Origin of the sequence: Limnohabitans sp. 2KL-51, assembly GCF_003063645.1 — a bacterium.
Lineage (GTDB): Bacteria > Pseudomonadota > Gammaproteobacteria > Burkholderiales > Burkholderiaceae_C > Limnohabitans_A.
This window is the reverse complement of sequence record NZ_NESJ01000003.1, coordinates 218,213-235,527: the sequence shown is the minus strand read 5'-3', so window position 1 is coordinate 235,527 and position 17,315 is coordinate 218,213. Positions and strand designations below refer to the sequence as shown.

The 17,315-nt window shown below is 59.9% G+C and carries 17 protein-coding genes; 9 read left to right on the top strand and 8 right to left on the bottom strand.

Annotated elements, in window-relative coordinates:
* Window positions 1-16 precede the first annotated feature (16 nt).
* Together B9Z49_RS04220 and B9Z49_RS04215 are read right to left on the bottom strand one after the other, a co-directional pair.
* Window positions 17-1,570, bottom strand: a complete 1,554-nt coding sequence (locus B9Z49_RS04220; RefSeq protein WP_108352174.1) for a fumarate hydratase — start codon at window positions 1,568-1,570, stop codon at window positions 17-19.
* Between the two features lie 46 nt (window positions 1,571-1,616).
* Entirely contained in the window at window positions 1,617-2,216 is a 600-nt protein-coding gene (locus tag B9Z49_RS04215) for a TIGR00645 family protein (protein WP_108352173.1), read from the bottom strand.
* A gap of 178 nt (window positions 2,217-2,394) precedes the next feature.
* Between B9Z49_RS04215 and acs the strand changes: the two genes are divergently transcribed.
* On the top strand, window positions 2,395-4,356 hold the full coding sequence (gene acs, locus B9Z49_RS04210; RefSeq protein ID WP_108352172.1) for an acetate--CoA ligase: 1,962 nt from the start codon (window positions 2,395-2,397) through the stop codon (window positions 4,354-4,356).
* A gap of 115 nt (window positions 4,357-4,471) precedes the next feature.
* On the opposite strand, the gene B9Z49_RS04205 is transcribed toward acs, so the two are convergent.
* The 4 genes from B9Z49_RS04205 to B9Z49_RS04190 all read right to left on the bottom strand — a co-directional run bounded on the left by B9Z49_RS04205 (window position 4,472) and on the right by B9Z49_RS04190 (window position 8,626).
* Window positions 4,472-5,455, bottom strand: coding sequence for a tripartite tricarboxylate transporter substrate binding protein (locus B9Z49_RS04205; RefSeq protein ID WP_108352273.1), 984 nt, complete (start codon window positions 5,453-5,455; stop codon window positions 4,472-4,474).
* A gap of 109 nt (window positions 5,456-5,564) precedes the next feature.
* A complete protein-coding gene (locus B9Z49_RS04200; RefSeq protein ID WP_108352171.1) occupies window positions 5,565-7,379 on the bottom strand; it encodes a gamma-glutamyltransferase family protein in 1,815 nt (604 codons plus the stop codon).
* 144 nt (window positions 7,380-7,523) lie between these two features.
* On the bottom strand, window positions 7,524-8,282 hold the full coding sequence (locus tag B9Z49_RS04195; protein WP_108352170.1) for a 3-hydroxyacyl-CoA dehydrogenase: 759 nt from the start codon (window positions 8,280-8,282) through the stop codon (window positions 7,524-7,526).
* Between the two features lie 215 nt (window positions 8,283-8,497).
* The gene (locus B9Z49_RS04190) at window positions 8,498-8,626 is read right to left on the bottom strand and encodes a DUF3149 domain-containing protein (RefSeq protein ID WP_199224977.1); all 129 of its coding nucleotides are present in this window, start codon (window positions 8,624-8,626) and stop codon (window positions 8,498-8,500) included.
* 136 nt (window positions 8,627-8,762) lie between these two features.
* Between B9Z49_RS04190 and B9Z49_RS04185 the strand changes: the two genes are divergently transcribed.
* The 4 genes from B9Z49_RS04185 to B9Z49_RS04170 all read left to right on the top strand — a co-directional run bounded on the left by B9Z49_RS04185 (window position 8,763) and on the right by B9Z49_RS04170 (window position 12,025).
* Window positions 8,763-9,215: a DUF423 domain-containing protein gene (locus tag B9Z49_RS04185; RefSeq protein WP_158273421.1), complete on the top strand. Its 453-nt coding sequence runs from the start codon at window positions 8,763-8,765 to the stop codon at window positions 9,213-9,215.
* 122 nt (window positions 9,216-9,337) lie between these two features.
* Window positions 9,338-9,904: an alkyl hydroperoxide reductase subunit C gene (gene ahpC, locus B9Z49_RS04180; RefSeq protein ID WP_089961842.1), complete on the top strand. Its 567-nt coding sequence runs from the start codon at window positions 9,338-9,340 to the stop codon at window positions 9,902-9,904.
* Between the two features lie 163 nt (window positions 9,905-10,067).
* Window positions 10,068-11,678 carry an alkyl hydroperoxide reductase subunit F gene (gene ahpF, locus B9Z49_RS04175; protein ID WP_108352168.1) on the top strand — a complete coding sequence of 537 codons (1,611 nt, stop codon included), beginning with the start codon at window positions 10,068-10,070 and terminating at the stop codon, window positions 11,676-11,678.
* A gap of 35 nt (window positions 11,679-11,713) precedes the next feature.
* The gene (locus tag B9Z49_RS04170) at window positions 11,714-12,025 is read left to right on the top strand and encodes a hypothetical protein (protein ID WP_108352167.1); all 312 of its coding nucleotides are present in this window, start codon (window positions 11,714-11,716) and stop codon (window positions 12,023-12,025) included.
* A 9-nt stretch (window positions 12,026-12,034) separates the two neighbouring features.
* Here the strand turns inward: B9Z49_RS04170 and B9Z49_RS04165 are convergent, their stop codons facing one another.
* Window positions 12,035-13,078, bottom strand: a complete 1,044-nt coding sequence (locus B9Z49_RS04165) for an extracellular solute-binding protein (RefSeq protein ID WP_108352166.1) — start codon at window positions 13,076-13,078, stop codon at window positions 12,035-12,037.
* A 79-nt stretch (window positions 13,079-13,157) separates the two neighbouring features.
* Between B9Z49_RS04165 and B9Z49_RS04160 the strand changes: the two genes are divergently transcribed.
* Window positions 13,158-14,135, top strand: a complete 978-nt coding sequence (locus B9Z49_RS04160) for a patatin-like phospholipase family protein (RefSeq protein WP_233254499.1) — start codon at window positions 13,158-13,160, stop codon at window positions 14,133-14,135.
* A 196-nt stretch (window positions 14,136-14,331) separates the two neighbouring features.
* Here B9Z49_RS04160 and B9Z49_RS04155 read toward each other — a convergent pair whose 3' ends face one another.
* Complete coding sequence (locus B9Z49_RS04155) at window positions 14,332-14,865, bottom strand: phasin family protein (RefSeq protein WP_108352165.1); 534 nt, start codon at window positions 14,863-14,865, stop codon at window positions 14,332-14,334.
* Between the two features lie 186 nt (window positions 14,866-15,051).
* Here B9Z49_RS04155 and B9Z49_RS04150 point away from each other — a divergent pair, with 186 nt between their 5' ends.
* Genes B9Z49_RS04150 through B9Z49_RS04140 form a run of 3 tightly spaced genes read left to right on the top strand, consistent with a single transcriptional unit; the run spans window position 15,052 to window position 17,158 of the window.
* Window positions 15,052-15,981: a histone deacetylase gene (locus tag B9Z49_RS04150; RefSeq protein WP_108352164.1), complete on the top strand. Its 930-nt coding sequence runs from the start codon at window positions 15,052-15,054 to the stop codon at window positions 15,979-15,981.
* A complete protein-coding gene (locus B9Z49_RS04145) occupies window positions 15,978-16,430 on the top strand; it encodes a thioesterase family protein (protein WP_108352163.1) in 453 nt (150 codons plus the stop codon). Before B9Z49_RS04150 ends, B9Z49_RS04145 begins: the two co-directional genes overlap by 4 nt.
* Complete coding sequence (locus B9Z49_RS04140; RefSeq protein ID WP_108352162.1) at window positions 16,427-17,158, top strand: nitroreductase; 732 nt, start codon at window positions 16,427-16,429, stop codon at window positions 17,156-17,158. The genes B9Z49_RS04145 and B9Z49_RS04140 overlap by 4 nt, the downstream gene beginning before the upstream one ends.
* Window positions 17,159-17,315 lie beyond the last annotated feature (157 nt).

Genomic DNA, 17,315 nt, shown 5'->3' with positions numbered 1-17,315 from the left:
GTAGAGCAGGGGTGCATCAGCCAGCGGTCACGCCAATGCCTTTGAACTCGCCCGTGGCGATGCGCTTTTGCCACTCAGCTGGTCCGGTGATGTGGGCGCTGGTGCCGCCCGCGTCCACGGCCACCGTCACAGGCATGTCCACCACGTCGAATTCGTAGATCGCTTCCATGCCCATGTCGGCAAAGCCCACGACCTTGGCGTGCTTGATGGCTTTGGACACCAGGTAAGCCGCGCCGCCCACGGCCATCAGGTAAGCGCTCTTATGCTTTTTGATGGCTTCGATGGCGACGGGGCCGCGTTCGGCCTTCCCGATCATGGCGATCAGCCCGGTTTGGCCCAACATCATTTCGGTAAAGCCGTCCATGCGTGTAGAAGTCGTTGGGCCTGCGGGGCCCACGGCCTCATCGCCCACGGGGTCCACCGGGCCCACGTAATAAATCACGCGGTTCTTGAAACTCACAGGCAGCGGCTCGCCCTTGGCCAGCATGTCCTGAATGCGCTTGTGTGCGGCATCGCGGCCGGTCAGCATCTTGCCGTTGAGCAGCAGAGTTTGGCCGGGTTTCCAGGCGGCGACCTGCTCGGGCGTGAGGGTGTTTAGATCCACGCGCTGGCTTTTTTCGGTGTCGGCCGTCCAGTCCACGTTGGGCCACAGGTCGAGCGAAGGCACTTCCAAATACGAAGGGCCAGAGCCGTCGAGCACAAAGTGCGCGTGGCGGGTGGCGGCGCAGTTGGGGATCATGGCCACGGGCTTGCTGGCTGCGTGTGTGGGGTACAGCTTGATCTTGACGTCGAGCACCGTGGTCAGGCCGCCCAGACCTTGCGCGCCAATGCCCAGGGCGTTGACCTTGTGGTACAGCTCCAGGCGCATGTCTTCAACTTGGTCGAGCTTCTCGCCTTTGCTGGATTTTTCGAGCAGCTGGTACATGTCCAGGTCGTCCATCAGGCTTTCTTTGGCCAAGAGCACGGCTTTTTCTGCCGTGCCGCCAATGCCGATGCCCAGCATGCCCGGTGGGCACCAGCCTGCGCCCATGGTGGGCACGGTTTTGAGCACCCAGTTGACGATGCTGTCGCCGGGGTTGAGCATGATCAGCTTTGACTTGTTTTCGCTGCCGCCGCCTTTGGCCGCCACGGTCACATGCACATGGTGGCCGGGCACGATCTTGGTGAAGATCACGGCGGGCGTATTGTCCTTGGTGTTTTTCCGGTTGAAGTGCGGGTCCGACACGACGGACGCACGCAGCGTGTTCTCGGCAAAGTTGTAGCCTTGGCGCACGCCTTCGTTGACCGCGTCTTCCAGGCTGCCTGTAAAGCCGTCGAACTTCACATCCATGCCGACTTCGAGGAACACGTTGACGATGCCGGTGTCCTGGCAAATCGGGCGGTGCCCGATCGCGCTCATCTTGCTGTTGGTCAGGATTTGCGCAATGGCGTCCTTGGCGGCGGGGCTTTGCTCGCGCTCGTAAGCGCTGGCCAGGTGCGAGATGAAGTCAGCCGGGTGGTAGTAGCTGATGAATTGCAGCGCGGCGGCGACGGATTCAATCAGGTCTGCTTGTTTGATCAGGGTGGTCATGGGGGTTTGATCTCGAGAAAATCAAAAAATGGTCGTTATCAGGCGCTCAGTGCGCCTTGTCGTGGTGAGACATGAGGCGGTCGGCGTAGGCAATGGCGATGGCGCTGAACAAGAAAGCCATGTGGATGATGGTTTGCCACATCAGCACTTTTTCGTCGTAGTTGGCCGCGTTGATGAAGGTTTTGAGCAGGTGGATCGAGCTGATGCCGATGATGGCCGTGCCCAGTTTCACTTTGAGCACCGAGGCGTTGACGTGACTCAGCCACTCGGGCTGGTCCGGATGGCCTTCGAGGTTCAGGCGCGAGACAAATGTTTCGTAACCACCCACGATGACCATGATCAGCAAGTTCGAGATCATGACCACGTCAATCAGGGCCAGAACCACCAACATGATCACCGTTTCATTCAGGGTCGTGAGCGGCGCATCGGCTTTGTAGCCAATGCTGCTGACCAGGGCCTGCAGTGCGGGTTGGCTGCCAAATGCCGCTTCGAGCAGGTGGACCAGTTCAACCCAAAAATGGAACACATAGACCGCTTGTGCGGCTATCAGCCCCAAGTAAAGAGGCAATTGCAGCCATCGGCTGGCAAAAATAAAGCTGCTCAAAGGGCTCAATTTGCCTTGAGGGGCGGGCTGCTGGTTGGACATGGTTTTCCTGAAAGTTGCATAAAGGCAATGCCTTGGGGCGAATACTGATTTTAGGCGGTAGAAGTCCGATTTAATATCGGACAGATGCAAGCCTGATGTCAGTCAGTGCTTTGTAAGAGCGAAAGCAGATATTTGCATCAGTTTAAAAAACGACCATGTCAATGAGGAGACAAATCTGATGAGTTCCAATCTTTACCAACCCAGCGCCGATTTCGTGAAAAACGCCCACATTTCGGGCATGCCCGCCTATGAGGCGCTGTGCAAAGAAGCCGAAACCGATTACGAGGGCTATTGGGCTCGTCTGGCCAGAGAGCTCATCAGCTGGAAGACCCCCTTCACCAAGGTGCTCGACGAATCCAACGCGCCTTTCTTTAAGTGGTTCGAAGACGGCACGTTGAACGCCTCTTACAACTGCCTAGACCGCAACGTCGAAAAAGGCCTGGGCAACAAGACCGCGATCATTTTTGAAGCCGACGGTGGCGAAGTCGCCAAGGTCACCTACAGCCAGCTGCTGGCCAAGACCTGCCAATTCGCCAACGCACTCAAGAGCTTGGGCATCAAAAAAGGTGACCGCGTGGTCATCTACATCTCGATGTCGATCGACGGCGTGGCGGCCATGCAAGCCTGCGCCCGCATCGGCGCGACCCACTCGGTGGTGTTTGGTGGTTTCTCAGCCCAGTCGCTGCGCGACCGCATCGAAGACACCGGCGCGGTGGCCGTGATCACCGCCGACAACCAGGTGCGTGGCGGCAAGTTGTTGCCCCTCAAATCCATCGTGGACGACGCCATCAATTTGGGCGGTTGCGGCTCCATCAAGAATGTCTTGGTCGTCAAGCGCTCGGGCGCCGACATCGCCATGACCGCAGGCCGCGACTTGTGGATGTCCGATCTGGCCGACAAGCAAGCCACCACCTGCGAGCCCGAGTGGGTGGGTGCCGAGCACCCCTTGTTCTTGCTCTACACCTCCGGCTCCACCGGCAAACCCAAAGGTGTGCAGCACTCCACCGGCGGCTACTTGCTGCACGCAGCCTTGACCACCAAGTGGACCTTTGACTTGAAAGCCGACGATGTGTTCTGGTGCACGGCCGACATCGGCTGGGTCACCGGTCACACTTACATCACCTACGGCCCCTTGGCTTTGGGCGGCACCGAAATCGTGTTCGAAGGCGTGCCCACATACCCAGACGCAGGCCGCTTCTGGAAAATGATCCAGGACCACAAGGTCTCGATCTTTTACACCGCGCCCACCGCCATCCGCTCGCTCATCAAGGCTGCGGAAGCCAACGACGCCGTGCACCCCAAGAGCTACAACTTGTCGAGCCTGCGCTTGTTGGGTTCGGTCGGCGAGCCGATTAACCCCGCTGCTTGGGAGTGGTACCACAAGCATGTGGGCGGCGGCAATTGCCCCATCGTCGACACCTTCTGGCAGACCGAAACCGGTGGCCATATGATCACGCCGCTGCCTGGCGCCACACCCATGGTGCCCGGCTCTTGCACGCTGGCCTTCCCCGGCATCCAAGCGGCCATCGTGGACGAGACCGGCAAAGACATGCCCGATGGCCAAGGCGGCATTTTGGTGGTCAAGCGCCCATGGCCTTCCATGATCCGCAACATCTGGGGCGACCCCGAGCGTTTCAAAAAGAGCTACTACCCCGATGACTTCAAAGGCAAGTATTACCTGGCGGGTGACGGTTCTATCCGCGACGAGAAAACCGGTTACTTCACCATCACCGGCCGCATCGACGACGTTTTGAACGTCTCCGGTCACCGCATGGGCACGATGGAAATCGAGTCGGCCTTGGTCAGCTGCACCGAGTTGGTGGCCGAAGCCGCCGTGGTGGGCCGCCCCGATGACACCACGGGCGAAGCCATTTGCGCCTTCGTGGTGCTCAAGCGTTCGTTGCCAACCGGGGAAGAAGGCAAGGCGATTGCCAAGCAGTTGCGCGACCACATCGCCAAAGAAATCGGCCCGATCGCCAAGCCCAAAGACATCCGCTTTGGCGAAAACCTGCCCAAGACACGTTCCGGCAAGATCATGCGTCGCCTGCTGCGCTCGCTGGCCAAGGGCGAAGAGATCACGCAAGACATCTCCACCTTGGAGAACCCCGCTATCCTGGGCCAGTTGGGCCAGGCTTACTGACCCCATCTGTCATGCTGGACTGGATCCGGCATCCAAGCAAAACGGCAGCCTAGGCTGCCGTTTTTTTTGGGAGTCCTTGCCCCTGCCGCCTCCAGGCGAGACGTTTTGACCTTTTTTAAGTTTTCATGGCCAAGCCCAAGCGTTCGATGGTCGCTTTTTCGGACTGGAACATGTTGCGGATGAACTGGGTGTATTCATCGGTGCCCATGTAGATCACCGATTGGTCGTATTTGTCGAAGCTGGCCAGCACGGCCGGATCTTGCAGCGTGCTCCTGAAGGCGTCGTGCAGGCGTTTGACCACGGCCGGGTCCATGCCCTTGGGGCCGCCGATGCCGAAGGGCGAATCGGAGACGGTGTCGAAACCGAGTTCGTTGAGCGTGGGCACGTTGGGCCAGCGCTTGGTGCGTTTGCTGCCGTAGGTGGCCAGCAGGCGCATGGTGCCTGCTTCGACCTGCGGTGCCCAGCCGGTGGCGTCGCTGTGCGACATGACATGGCCACCCAACACCGCTTGAAGTCCGTCGGTGCTGCCTTTGAAGGGCACGTGGGTGACATCGATCTTGGCTTTGTTGGCGAATTCGGCAAACGCCAGGTGTGGCGTGGTGCCGTTACCTGTCGACCCATACGTGAACTTGCCCGGGTTGGCTTTGGCAAAAGACACCAGGTCGGCAATCGACTTGATGGGTGAGTCGGCCCGCACCACCACGCCGAAGGTGTAGCCGGTCAGGCAGGCGATGTAGGTGAAATCTTTGAGCGGGTCAAACTGCATCTTCATCATGTGGGGCAAACGCGCCACGCCGATGGTGATTTGCGACAGGGTGTAGCCGTCGGGTTGGGCACGCACCAACTCGTTGGGACCGAGCATGCCACTGGCACCGGGTTTGTTTTCGATGATGACTTGAACACCCAGCGCCTTGGTGGCGCTCTCGGCCAAAGCGCGCATCACGGCGTCCGTCGAACCGCCCGCAGGCCAAGGGCAGATCAGTTTGATGGGCTTGGCCGGAAAAGCCTGTGCCTGGGCCAAGCTGGGGAAGGCCACCGCGGCCGCGGCGGCTGCGGATGCTTGAACAAAAGTGCGACGGCTGGTGCCTGGGGTGTTCACAAAGGTCTCCTGTTGGAATGGGTGTGACCATTGCAATGGAAGCGACGCGAACTGGCAAGAGGGCAAACCTGAGCCGCAGCCCGGGTGTGGTCGCTTGGGTGACTGAAGCTCAGTCGCCCTGCACCACGCCTTCGCGCCGGGGATCGGCGCCGCCAAACCAGCCTTTGGGTGTGCGCTCTATGGCCTGAAGGCCGCTGGTCATTTCCATTTCGAACACCTCGTGGCCGCGCGCTTTCAGGGCGTCCACGGTGCTGCGGTCAAAGCGCTGGGCTTCCAGCAATGTCGGACCACCCAGCGAGCCGAAGTTGGGCAGGTCAATCGCCTGCTGCGCGTTCATGCCCCAGTGCAGCGTGCCCGTGAGCAGCTTGGCGGTGTAGTGGATGATGAGTGCGCCCCCGGGGCTGCCGCCGCTCATGAGGAGTTGGCCTGTGGCCTTGTCAAACACCAGTGTGGGCGACATCGACGAGCGCGGGCGTTTGCCGGGCTCAACCCGGTTGGCAATCGGGCGGCCCTGCGCGTCGGCAGGGGCCAGGCTGAAATCGGTCAACTGGTTGTTGAGCAAAAAGCCGCCGGGCCGAGTCGGGTCGGTGGTGACCATGCGGCGTGAACCAAAGGCGGCTTCGATGGTGGTGGTCATGGCCACTGCGCGACCTTGTGCATCGACCACGCTGATGTGGCTGGTGCCGTACTCGGTTTGTGTGGGCATGGGGGCGAAGCTGGTTTTTTGGCCGCCGGGCTGGCCCGCTGGGGCCGCTTTCATGGCCTGGGCACCGATCAGCTGACTGCGTTCGCGCAGGTAGCCGGGCGCGAGCAGGATGCGCCAGTCGCCAGCGGGGGCGCTCACAAATTCCGGGTCGGCCACAAACTGCGCCCGGTCGGCAAAAGCCAGGCGCGAGGCTTCGGTGTAACGGTGCAGCCAGTCGGATGCGGGCAGGCCGCCTGCCAGCTCGGGGCCTTGGGCCTGGGTGTGGCCCAGCATGCCCAAAATTTGGCCAATGGCGATCTGGCCCGAAGACGGTGGCGGAAAGCCGCAGATGCGGTAGGCCCGCGATGCGGCTGTGTGGTCAAAACACAGGGCTTCGCGCATGCGGGGCTGGTAGTTGGCCAAGTCTTGCAGGCTCAGGGTGCCAGGGCGGGGTGCTTGGGCCGTGCGTGCCACCATGGCCTGGGCCACCGGCCCTTCGTGCAGGGCGCGGCTGCCACCCTCGGCAATGCGTCGCAACACATGGCCATATTCGGGGTTGCGCAGCACATGGCCCACGGGCCAGGCTTGGCCATCGGCTTGGTAGAAAAAGCGCAGGGCCAGCGGGTCTTGTTTGAGCAGCGCGTCGGCGTTCAGCAATGCGTGCAAACGGGGGCTGACCCGAAAGCCTTGCTCTGCCAGGGTGATGGCGGGCTGCAGTAACTGCGCCCAAGGCAGACGGCCGTGCTGGCGGTGGGCCACCTCCAGCATGCGCACCACGCCGGGCACGCCCACCGAATGGCCGCTCTGCACGGCATCCGCAAAAGGCAGAGGCTTGCCCTGGTCTAGAAATATGTCGCCGCGTGCGCCAGCGGGGGCGGTTTCGCGCCCGTCGTGCGCTGTGACTTTTTGGCCATCAAAGTGCAGCAAAAATGCACCGCCGCCAATGCCACTGGATTGCGGCTCGACCAGGCCCAGCACCATTTGCACGGCAATGGCCGCATCGAGTGCCGAGCCGCCTGCGCGCAGCACCTGGTGCCCCGCATCGGTGGCCAGCGGGTTGGCGGCTGCCACCGCTTGGCGCGTGAAGGCCCAGCCGGGTTTGCTGGTGTTGCCACTGGCCGCTTCGGGTTGCGTGGCGTGATCGGGCACGCTGTAGCGGAAATCGCTGCGGGGGGGCTGTGTGGTGCAGGCGCTCAACAGCGCTATGACTGTGAGGCTCAAAGGCAATGAAATATTCATAGCTTTTCCTTGAAAAGATGATGCCAGTGATCGTTACCAAGATTTGCGCACTTTCGGGTATTCACTCAGGCCGGATCAAAATTGAGGCCCTGAAAAAAAACAGGCCCCGAAGGGTCTGTCAAAAATCCGCCTTAGCGCATCAGCTCACTTCGGAGCCAAACGAATCGCACCATCCAGACGGATCACCTCGCCATTAAGCATGTCGTTTTCGATGATGTGTTTGGCCAGCTTGGCGTAGTCCTGAGGGGTGCCCAAGCGGCTGGGGAAAGGCACGCCGGCGGCCAGCGCGTCTTGCACTTCTTGTGGCATGCCAAACAGCATGGGGGTGCCAAAGATGCCGGGGGCAATCGTCATGTTGCGGATGCCGTTGCGCGAGAGGTCGCGGGCAATGGGCAGGGTCATGCCGACGATGCCGCCTTTGGATGCGGCATAAGCGGCCTGACCGATTTGGCCGTCGTAAGCCGCCACGCTGGCGGTGCTGATCAGCACGCCGCGCTCTCCGGTGGCTTCGGGTTCGTTTTTGCACATGGCTTCAGAGGCAAGGCGGATCATGTTGAAGGTGCCCACCAGGTTGACCATGATGGTCTTGGTGTAGACGGCCAGGTTGTGTGCGCCGTTCTTGCCCACGGTTTTTTCAGCGGGGGCGATGCCAGCGCAGTTGACCAGACCCACCAGCTTTCCCATGGATACGGCTTGGGCCACCACGGCTTGGCCGTCGGCTTCGTTGCTCACGTCGCATTTAACGAATGCGCCGCCCAATTCCTTGGAAATCGTTTCACCTTTTTCAGCCTGCATGTCGGCAATCACCACCTTGCCGCCGTGGGCCGCCAGCATGCGCGCTGTGCCTTCGCCCAAGCCCGATGCGCCGCCGGTGACGATGAAAACCTTGCCTTGAATGTCCATGGGTTGCTCCTGAATGTGGTTGACGTTACGTCAACGTCAATTATGCCCTTTGGCAAGGTAGGGCCCAAGGGCAACCCGTCTGTTTTTAACGCCTGAGGTGCTGCGTCCTGCGGATTGCACGGGCACCTTCCGGGCCTGCGACAACCCCTTGTGGCAGATGGTGCTGTCGCCCGGCGGGCGGGCAGGGAGTTGCCGCAGACCGCTGGTGAGAGCGGTCATTCGTTGTGGTTCATCTTGTGCAAAAACATGCGCAAGAAAAAAGCACCCATCAGCAGCATGACCACGATCACGGCCAAACTCATCAGGCCGTAGTCGGTGGAAAACAAATCGATCAGCAGTTTCACGGTGCTTCCTTGGGTTGGTATTGACGTTTCACTGTGCACCCAGGCGCGTGGCCAGTGTCTGATGAAAATCAAATCTGACGCACAAAGTCGTGCTCCAATGCGCAGGTTCATTTTTCACCTTTCGACCAGCCGAACCATGTCCAGCCCGTCTTCTGCAAATATCTTTGGTTCTTCTTTTGAAGTCTGGCCCCACTCTGCCCGGTGGTTTCTTGCGCTGGGGGCGATCAGTGCCTGCACCAGCGTGGTGTTCAGCGCCGCCTTTGCGCATTTGCCGGTGTTTGCCGGGGGCATGCCCCCGGCGGTGCAAACCGCTTTGAGCCAGCAGCAATTTCACTCGCTGGGGTTGTTGTTAACCGGGCTGGCGTTGCGGGTCTGCGGAAGATCGCGTTGGTTGCAGACGGCGGGCTGGCTCATGGTGCTGGGCTTGTTCTTGTTCAGTTTCAACCTGTATGCGCGGCATGTGTTGGGGTGGGATGCGTTGCGTGCCCTGGTCCCTTGGGGCGGCGCGTCCTGGATATTGGCTTGGCTGAGTTTGGCCGTGGGGTTGGCTCAGGGGGGGTGGAAAAATCAATTGGAAGGCTTGAGCTGAAAGCTTTTTCCTATGAGGTCGATAGGAACTACTCATGAGTAGAAACCCTAGGTTGCATTATGATTGCGACCAATGAGTTTTCTCATTCGATAGTTTTTTTAAACCACCCAAAGGAAATGACCATGTCCTCTTTGATCAATACCCAAGTCCAGCCCTTCAAAACCCAGGCTTTCCACAACGGCAAGTTCGTGCAAGTGTCCAACGAAACCCTCAAGGGCGAGTGGTCGGTGCTGATTTTCATGCCCGCCGCCTTCACCTTCAACTGCCCCACCGAAATCGAAGACGCGGCTGACAACTATGCCGAATTCCAGAAAGCCGGTGCTGAGGTCTACATCGTCACCACCGACACCCACTTCTCGCACAAGGTGTGGCACGAGACATCGCCTGCCGTGGGCAAGGCCAAGTTCCCCTTGGTCGGCGACCCTACACACACTCTGACACGCGCTTTTGGCGTGCACATTGAAGAAGAAGGCCTGGCACTGCGCGGCACCTTCATCATCAACCCCGAAGGCATGATCAAGACCGCCGAAGTGCACTCCAACGAGATCGCTCGCGACGTGTCCGAGACCCTGCGTAAGCTCAAAGCCGCTCAGTACACCGCCGCCAACCCTGGCCAAGTGTGCCCCGCCAAGTGGAAAGAAGGCGCCAAGACTTTGGCTCCTTCCATCGACCTGGTCGGCAAGATCTAAATCTCGGGTGCCCTGCTGGTCAGGGCGCTGAGTTCAACGCATGCGGGTCACAAGCCTGCGTGCCTTGCGCTCAACGTTTTCCCCCCAAAGTCCCCCCAAGTTCCCTGGCCTGCGCCACAAGTGCGGGTCCAAGTTCACTGCCCCCTGAAAACCGGAGATCACCATGCTCGACGACACCCTCAAAGCCCAACTTCAGCAATACCTGGCCTTGCTGCGCCAGCCGATCCGCCTGATCGCCTCGTTGGACGACAGCGAGACGGGCGTTGACATGAAAAACCTGTTGGAAACCATCGTCGGTTTGTCTGACAAGGTCAGTCTGGACACCTCGGGTGACGATGCACGCAAGCCGTCTTTTGTGGTGGCCCGCGAAGGCCAGACCACTGGGGTGCGTTTTGCAGGCTTGCCACTCGGCCACGAGTTCACCTCGCTGGTCTTGGCCCTGCTGTGGACGGGCGGTCACCCCCCTAAGGTCGAGGCCGACATCATTGACAGCATCAAGGCCCTTGAAGGTAACTTCAATTTCGAGGTCTACATGTCGCTGAGCTGCCACAACTGCCCCGACGTGGTGCAGGCTTTGTCGCTCATGGCCATCGTTAACCCGCAGGTCAAAACGGTGGTGATCGAAGGCGGCGCATTCCAGAAAGAAGTGGAAGAGCGCCAGATCATGGCGGTGCCTATGGTCTTTTTGAACGGCCAGGTCTTCGGCTCAGGCCGCATGTCGGTGGAAGAAATTATCGCCAAGCTCGACACCAAAGCCGGTGAGCGTGACGCCGCCAAGCTCGACGTCAAAGAGCCTTATGAGGTGTTGATCGTCGGCGGTGGCCCTGCCGGTGCAGCGGCTGCTGTGTATGCCGCCCGCAAAGGCATCCGCGTGGGTGTGGCCGCCGAGCGTTTTGGTGGCCAGACCAACGACACCATGGCCATTGAAAATTACATTTCGGTGCTGGAAACCGATGGTCCCAAGTTTGCCGCTGCGCTCGAGGCGCAGGTGCGTCAGTACGGCGTGGACATCATGAACTTGCAGCGCGCCGCCCAAATCATCCCCGCCACCGAAACCGGCGGCCTGGTACAGGTCAAGATGGAAAATGGCGGTACCTTGCGGGCACGCACCGTGATCTTGTCCACCGGCGCACGCTGGCGCAATGTCAACGTGCCCGGCGAAGCCGAGTACAAAAACAAAGGCGTGGCCTATTGCCCGCATTGCGATGGCCCGTTGTTCAAGGGCAAGCGCACCGCTGTGATCGGTGGCGGCAACTCGGGCATCGAGGCGGCCATTGACTTGGCGGGCATCGTCAAACACGTCACGGTGATCGAGTTTGCCGACCAGCTCAAGGCCGATGCGGTGCTCGTGGCCAAGCTCAAGAGCTTGCCCAACGTCACGGTGCACACCCACGCGCAGACCACCGAAATCACGGGCGATGGCGGTAAGGTCAACGGCATCCGCTACAAAGACCGCACGACTGGCGATGACCACTGGGTCGAGTTGGAAGGTGTGTTCGTACAAATTGGCCTGGTGCCCAATACCGAGTTCCTCAAGGGCACGGTTGAGCTGAGCAAATTTGGTGAGATCGTGGTGGACGCCAAGGGCCACACCAATGTGCCCGGCGTTTTCGCCGCGGGCGATTGCACCACTGTGCCTTTCAAACAGATCGTGATCGCAGCGGGTGAGGGTGCCAAAGCCGCACTGAGCGCCTTTGACCACCTGATCCGTACCCCGGCCGCTTCTGTGGCTACTTCGGTGTCGCAGACCATAGCCGACGCTGTACTGACTTAAGCTGCCGTTTTTCCGCGTCCATAAGGAGTTTGGCCATGCTGTGTTTTCTGATTGATCCCACCCAAAAGACCATCACCGCCGTTGAGGGCGGTGGGGACTTGGCTGGTGTGCGCGCGTTGATTGGCTTTGAGACGGTCGACAGCGACGAGATCGACGCCAACGGTGACAGGCGGTACTTTGACGAGAAATGCTTCATCCGCCAAACACCTGGTGTGGGGCGTTTTCAGCTGGACAGTCTGGCCCCGGTGGCGGGCATGGGCGTGGTGGTGGGCCATGGTGCCCAAGGTGCCTTGAAGACGCCGCAAGTCAGCCTTGCGACCTTGAGCGAGCGCGTCAAGTTCCTGTGATATTGGGCGTCACTTGAATCCCACCCGGTCCAGCATTTGCTGCACCTTGATCTGGTTCATGCCCACGGCGCTGATCGGCAGCAACTCGCTTTTGAAGTTGCCACCCGTCATGGCTTTGAGGGCCGGGTTGTCAAAGCTCACGCCTTTGGCTGCAGGCCACTCGTTGTTGCCGTTGGCAAAGTGATTTTGTGCGCCGGGGCTGGCCAAGTATTCCAAAAAGCTGATGGCGTTGTCGGTGTTTTTGGCATGCCGTGCGACTGCGCCACCGGCCACGTTCATGTGGGTGCCCCAGCTGGTTTGGTTGGGGAAAACCACACTGATTTTGTCGGTCACGGCTTTGTCGGCCGGGTTGCTCGATCGCATCATGCGGGCCAGGTAATAGGCGTTGGTGATGGCCACGCCGCATTCGCCCGAAGCCACGCCTTTGATTTGGTCGGTGTCGCCGCCTTTGGGGCTGCGTGCCATGTTGTCCACCAGGCCTTTGAGCCAGGCTTCGGTTTTTTGCGGACCCAGGTGCTCGGTCATGGCGCCAAACAAGCTCAGGTTGTAAGGGTGTGAGCCGCTGCGGATGCACAGGTTGCCCTTGAATTTGGCATCGGCCAGCTTCTCGTAGCTGTCCACATCGGTTTTGCTGTATTTGAGCTTGTCGTACACGACCACGCGTGCCCGAGTGGACAGGCCAAACCAGGCCGTGCCGCCGCTGTCGGCTGGTTTGGCCCGCAGGTTGGCGGGAATGGCTTGGTCGAGTTTGGCCGACTTGATGGGCAAGAAAAGGCCATCGACCTCGGCGCGCCAAAGGCGGGCGGCGTCCACCAGCAAAATCACATCAGCAGGAGATGCTGCGCCTTCAGCCTTGAGTCGGGCGAGAATACCCGCATCATCAGCATCCACACGGTTGATCTTGATGCCCGTGGCTTTGGTGAAGTCGCTGTACATGACTTCATCGGTGGGGTAGTGACGGGCCGAGTAGATGTTCAGCACTTTGTCCTGCGCCAGGGCCGATGCGGCGCTCAGGAGACAGACGATGCTCAAAAGGGATGGTGACAGTGTCATTGTTTCTCTTGGACTGCTAATTTGGGTGGCCAAAGTTTAAGCCAAATGCGAATCGTTATCAATAAGATTTGAGGAATACATGCAAACAGTGCAAGGGATAAGCCATGGCATGCGGGTCGAACCCGCAGGGCAAGCCAGGTCGGGTGGTGGGCTCAGGCGAGCGGGGCAGTGGCTCAGTTTGGTGTTGACACTGGTGTTTTTGACGGCCTGCGGCAGCTTGCAGTCCACAAAGCCCCAAGAACCTGGCTCACCGCCTGTGGCCGAGCGGCGCGAGGTTCGGTTGGGGCTGGCGCTGGGTGGCGGGGCGGCGCGTGGGTTTGCCCATGTGGGCGTGATTCAGGTGCTGGAGGAGGCAGGGCTCAGGCCCAGCCATGTGGCGGGCACTTCTGCGGGGAGTTTGGTGGCAGCTTTGTACGCCAGCGGCAAAACGCCCGCTGAACTGGTGCGCGTGGCCGAGTCCATGCAGGAGGCCGAAATCACCGACTGGATGCTGCCGATTTTGAATCGGGGTGCTTTGCGTGGCGAGGCCTTGGCCAAGTACGTGAACACCCAGGTCGGCGGCAAAACAATGGAACAAATGCAAATACCGCTGGGCATCGTGGCCACCGATCTGGGTAACGGGCAGGCCATTACCTTCCGGCGGGGCAACACGGGGGCGGCGGTGAGAGCGTCGAGTGCGGTGCCTGCGGTGTTTCAACCAGTGCGGCTGGGCGATCGTGAATACGTGGACGGGGGCCTGGTCTCGCCTGTGCCGGTGCGCCAGACGCGTGAAATGGGGGCCAACTTTGTGATTGCGGTGGACATTTCCAGTGACCCGGAGGGCAACCCTTATGGCGACACCTTCCAGATTTTGATGCAGACCTTTGCCATCATGGGCAAAAGCATCAACACCCTGGCGCTCAAAGAGGCCGATCTGGTGATTCGGCCCGCTTTGAACGGCATCAAAAGCGCCGATTTCAGCGCCCGTTTGCGATCGATTGAAGCCGGGCGGGTGGCGATGCGGGCGGCTTTGCCCGCCTTGAAAGCGCGTTTGGTCCAGTTTGAAGAGGGGCGATGATTGAATTGGGATCCCCGATCAAGTCAAGGGACACCGAGTCAAACGATGCGAGATGACCCGGCATGGCCAAAAAAAAGGCTGATCTTGCGATCAGCCCTTTAACGGATCCCTGTTTCCCAGATGAAATTCAAAGAGACCCGAGGAGACAACTGGCAAAAATAAGCGGCAAATTCTTGTAAAACCTGCAGACAAAAAATTACTTTTTCTTTGCAGCTTTTGGAGAAGCAGTCTGCGCCACAGCAGTCAGGTTGGACTCGGCCAGTTCGGTGGCTTGTTTGACGGCTTTTTGCACGGACTCGAATGCGGCGTTGGCCGCGGTCACGGCACCCTTCATCATGGCCACGGCTTGCTCGGAGCCGGCAGGGGCATTTTGGGCGGCGCTGTCCACCAAAGTGGCGAACTGCTTTTGAGCAGAGGCACTTTGAGCTTCGAAGGCCTTGGTGAACTCGCTGCCCGTGCCTGACGCGATGTCGTACAGGTGGCGGCTGTAAGCGGCTGTTCTTTCAGCCAAAGGCTGGAACAGGTTGGCTTGCATGGCCATCAGCTCTTGGGCGTCTTTCACGCTCAGAGCCGCTTGGGTGTTGTTGGCGGACTCGTCCAAAGCGGCTTTTGCGGCGCTCAGGTTCAGTTCAACCATTTTTTCAACGCCTTCAAAGGCTTTGGCGGTCAGGCCAAACAGGGTTTCCACGTTGGCTTTGTGCGAGGCGGCGATTTGTTCGGGTGTCATCATGAGGGGCTCCAGATAAAAGTTTGTTTTCAAGAAGACTGCGCCGTAACTGGCCGGGGCCGTACAAATTTGTTGCAGTGCAGCATGATTTGAATTTTAGGGTTTCTACCGGGTATTGCAAGGGCATGGGCCCACAAGTGGCTCAGTTTAGAGAGGGTTTTCTAGAATCGCTTTGCCCAGAATCAAAACATGCACGCTTACTACGCCGACCACTTTGTTTTGCCCTTGCCCGAAGGTCACCGCTTTCCGATGCGCAAATACAGCCGACTGCGCGACCGTCTGACGCAAGAGCTTCCTGCCGTGGTCATGCGCGAGGCCCCGGCCGCGAGCGACGGTGAGTTGGCGCTGGTACACACGCCCGCTTATATCCAGGGTGTGGCCACCGGCAGTCTCGATGCGGCGGTGCAGCGCGAAATCGGTTTCCCTTGGAGTTTGGCTATGGCCGAGCGGGCCCGCCGTTCGGTCGGGGCCACGGTGGCCGCCGCCCGCGATGCCTTGGCCCAAGGGGTGGCGGGCAACTTGGCGGGGGGCACGCACCACGCCTATGCGCACAAGGGCGGTGGCTTTTGTGTGTTCAACGACATAGCGGTGACGGCCCGTCTGATGCAGGCCGAGGCCTGGCGACACCAGCGTCAGTCATTGAAAGTCGCGGTGATTGACTTGGATGTGCACCAGGGCAACGGCACGGCTCATATATTCGCAAACGACCCCAGCGTGTTCACGCTCTCGCTGCACGGCGAAAAGAACTTTCCTTTCCGCAAAGAGCCCAGCGACCTGGACGTGGGCCTGCCCGACGGCTGCACCGACGAACCCTATTTGGCCGCCTTGCACCAGGCCTTGCAAGGCCTGCAAGACCGCTTTGATCCTCAACTGGTGATTTACCTGGCCGGGGCCGATCCGCATGAGGGCGACCGGTTGGGTCGCCTCAAATTGACAGCCGACGGCATGCAGGCACGCGACCGTGTGGTGATGGACTGGGCCTGGCAACGCAGGCTGCCGGTGGTGCTGTGCATGGGGGGTGGCTATGGTTACGACATCGAGACCACGGTGCAGGTGCAAATGCAGACTTGGGATGTGGCTTTGGGCTATTGGCAACGCTGGCACAATCTCGGGCCATGAACACCCCCGTTTCGCCTGCAGCCAAACCCCAAGCCGACGCGCGCAGCAGCTACAAAGCGTTTCGCCCCATCAGCACCCGCTGGATGGACAACGACGTTTACGGCCATGTGAACAACGTGGTTTATTACAGCTGGTTCGACACCGCCGTGAACGCCACTTTGATCGAGCAGGGCGTGCTCGACATCCACGCGGGCACCACCATTGGTCTGGTGGTGGAAACCCAGTGTTTTTATTTTGCGCCGCTGGCCTTCCCGCAAACCGTTGATGCGGGTATTCGCGTGGCCAAGCTGGGCAGCTCCAGCGTGCGCTACGAGGTGGGCCTGTTTGCCCAAGGCGAAGACCTGAGCGCTGCCCGGGGCCACTTTGTGCATGTGTACGTGGACCGCGAAACCCGCCGCCCAGTGCCCCTGCCTGGCCCACTTAAAACATTTTTGGAGACTTTGACATGATGAACACCGGACCCCAAGTCAGCACCCACGTGAAGGACCCGGCCAGCGTGGATGCCGCCATTCTGAGCCGCTTTTCTGCCCGTGCTTATTTGCAAAAGCCCGTGGACCGCGTTGTGCTGCAAGAGGTGCTGAGCATTGCCGGACGCGCGCCCAGCGGCACCAACACCCAGCCCTGGAAGGTTTATGTTCTGCAAGGCGCCAAGCGCGATGAGCTGGTGGCCCAAACCTGTGCCGCGCACGACGCCATCAGCGCCAACCCCGCACTGGCTGCGGACTACGCCGAGTCGTATGACTATTACCCCGAAAAATGGGTCAGCCCCTACATCGACCGCCGCCGCGAATGCGGTTTTGGTTTGTATGGCGTTCTGGGCATCGGCAAGGGCGACAAGGCCTTGATGCATGCGCAGACCCAAAAGAATTTCCGATTTTTTGATGCGCCCGTGGGCCTGATATTTACCATTGACAAGGTGATGGGGCGAGGCAGTTTGCTCGACTACGGCATGTTCTTGCAAAGCATCATGGTGGCGGCACGTTCGCGTGGCCTGCACACCTGCCCGCAAGCGGCTTGGAACGGCTTTTCCAAAATTATCTTGCCGCTGGTCGGCGCTGGTGAAAACGAAATGTTGGTCTGCGGCATGTCGCTGGGTTATGCCGACGAATCTGCACTGGTCAACACCTTTCAAACCACACGGGTGTCAGGGCAAGACTTCACGCATTGGGTCGATTGAGTCGGTTCCTTTAATGAATGTTGCTGGTGCCCGAGCAAAACAACAGCTCGGCCCAGCATGCGCAGCGAGTGCTGGTGCTGACCAGCGGTCGCATGGACTTGGCGGCTTGAGTATCGCTTGACCGGGTTGGGCATCCCTTACACTGCCCCACAACAAC

Coding starts and splice junctions, on each gene's coding strand:
- ahpF (WP_108352168.1), top strand. CDS start 10,068: ATGCTCGACGACACCCTCAAAGCCCAACTTCAGCAATACCTGGCCTTG.
- B9Z49_RS04160 (WP_233254499.1), top strand. CDS start 13,158: ATGCAAACAGTGCAAGGGATAAGCCATGGCATGCGGGTCGAACCCGCA.
- B9Z49_RS04165 (WP_108352166.1), bottom strand. CDS start 13,078: ATGACACTGTCACCATCCCTTTTGAGCATCGTCTGTCTCCTGAGCGCC.
- B9Z49_RS04170 (WP_108352167.1), top strand. CDS start 11,714: ATGCTGTGTTTTCTGATTGATCCCACCCAAAAGACCATCACCGCCGTT.
- B9Z49_RS04215 (WP_108352173.1), bottom strand. CDS start 2,216: ATGTCCAACCAGCAGCCCGCCCCTCAAGGCAAATTGAGCCCTTTGAGC.
- B9Z49_RS04140 (WP_108352162.1), top strand. CDS start 16,427: ATGATGAACACCGGACCCCAAGTCAGCACCCACGTGAAGGACCCGGCC.
- ahpC (WP_089961842.1), top strand. CDS start 9,338: ATGTCCTCTTTGATCAATACCCAAGTCCAGCCCTTCAAAACCCAGGCT.
- B9Z49_RS04185 (WP_158273421.1), top strand. CDS start 8,763: ATGTCCAGCCCGTCTTCTGCAAATATCTTTGGTTCTTCTTTTGAAGTC.
- B9Z49_RS04200 (WP_108352171.1), bottom strand. CDS start 7,379: ATGAATATTTCATTGCCTTTGAGCCTCACAGTCATAGCGCTGTTGAGC.
- B9Z49_RS04195 (WP_108352170.1), bottom strand. CDS start 8,282: ATGGACATTCAAGGCAAGGTTTTCATCGTCACCGGCGGCGCATCGGGC.
- B9Z49_RS04145 (WP_108352163.1), top strand. CDS start 15,978: ATGAACACCCCCGTTTCGCCTGCAGCCAAACCCCAAGCCGACGCGCGC.
- B9Z49_RS04155 (WP_108352165.1), bottom strand. CDS start 14,865: ATGATGACACCCGAACAAATCGCCGCCTCGCACAAAGCCAACGTGGAA.
- B9Z49_RS04150 (WP_108352164.1), top strand. CDS start 15,052: ATGCACGCTTACTACGCCGACCACTTTGTTTTGCCCTTGCCCGAAGGT.
- B9Z49_RS04220 (WP_108352174.1), bottom strand. CDS start 1,570: ATGACCACCCTGATCAAACAAGCAGACCTGATTGAATCCGTCGCCGCC.
- acs (WP_108352172.1), top strand. CDS start 2,395: ATGAGTTCCAATCTTTACCAACCCAGCGCCGATTTCGTGAAAAACGCC.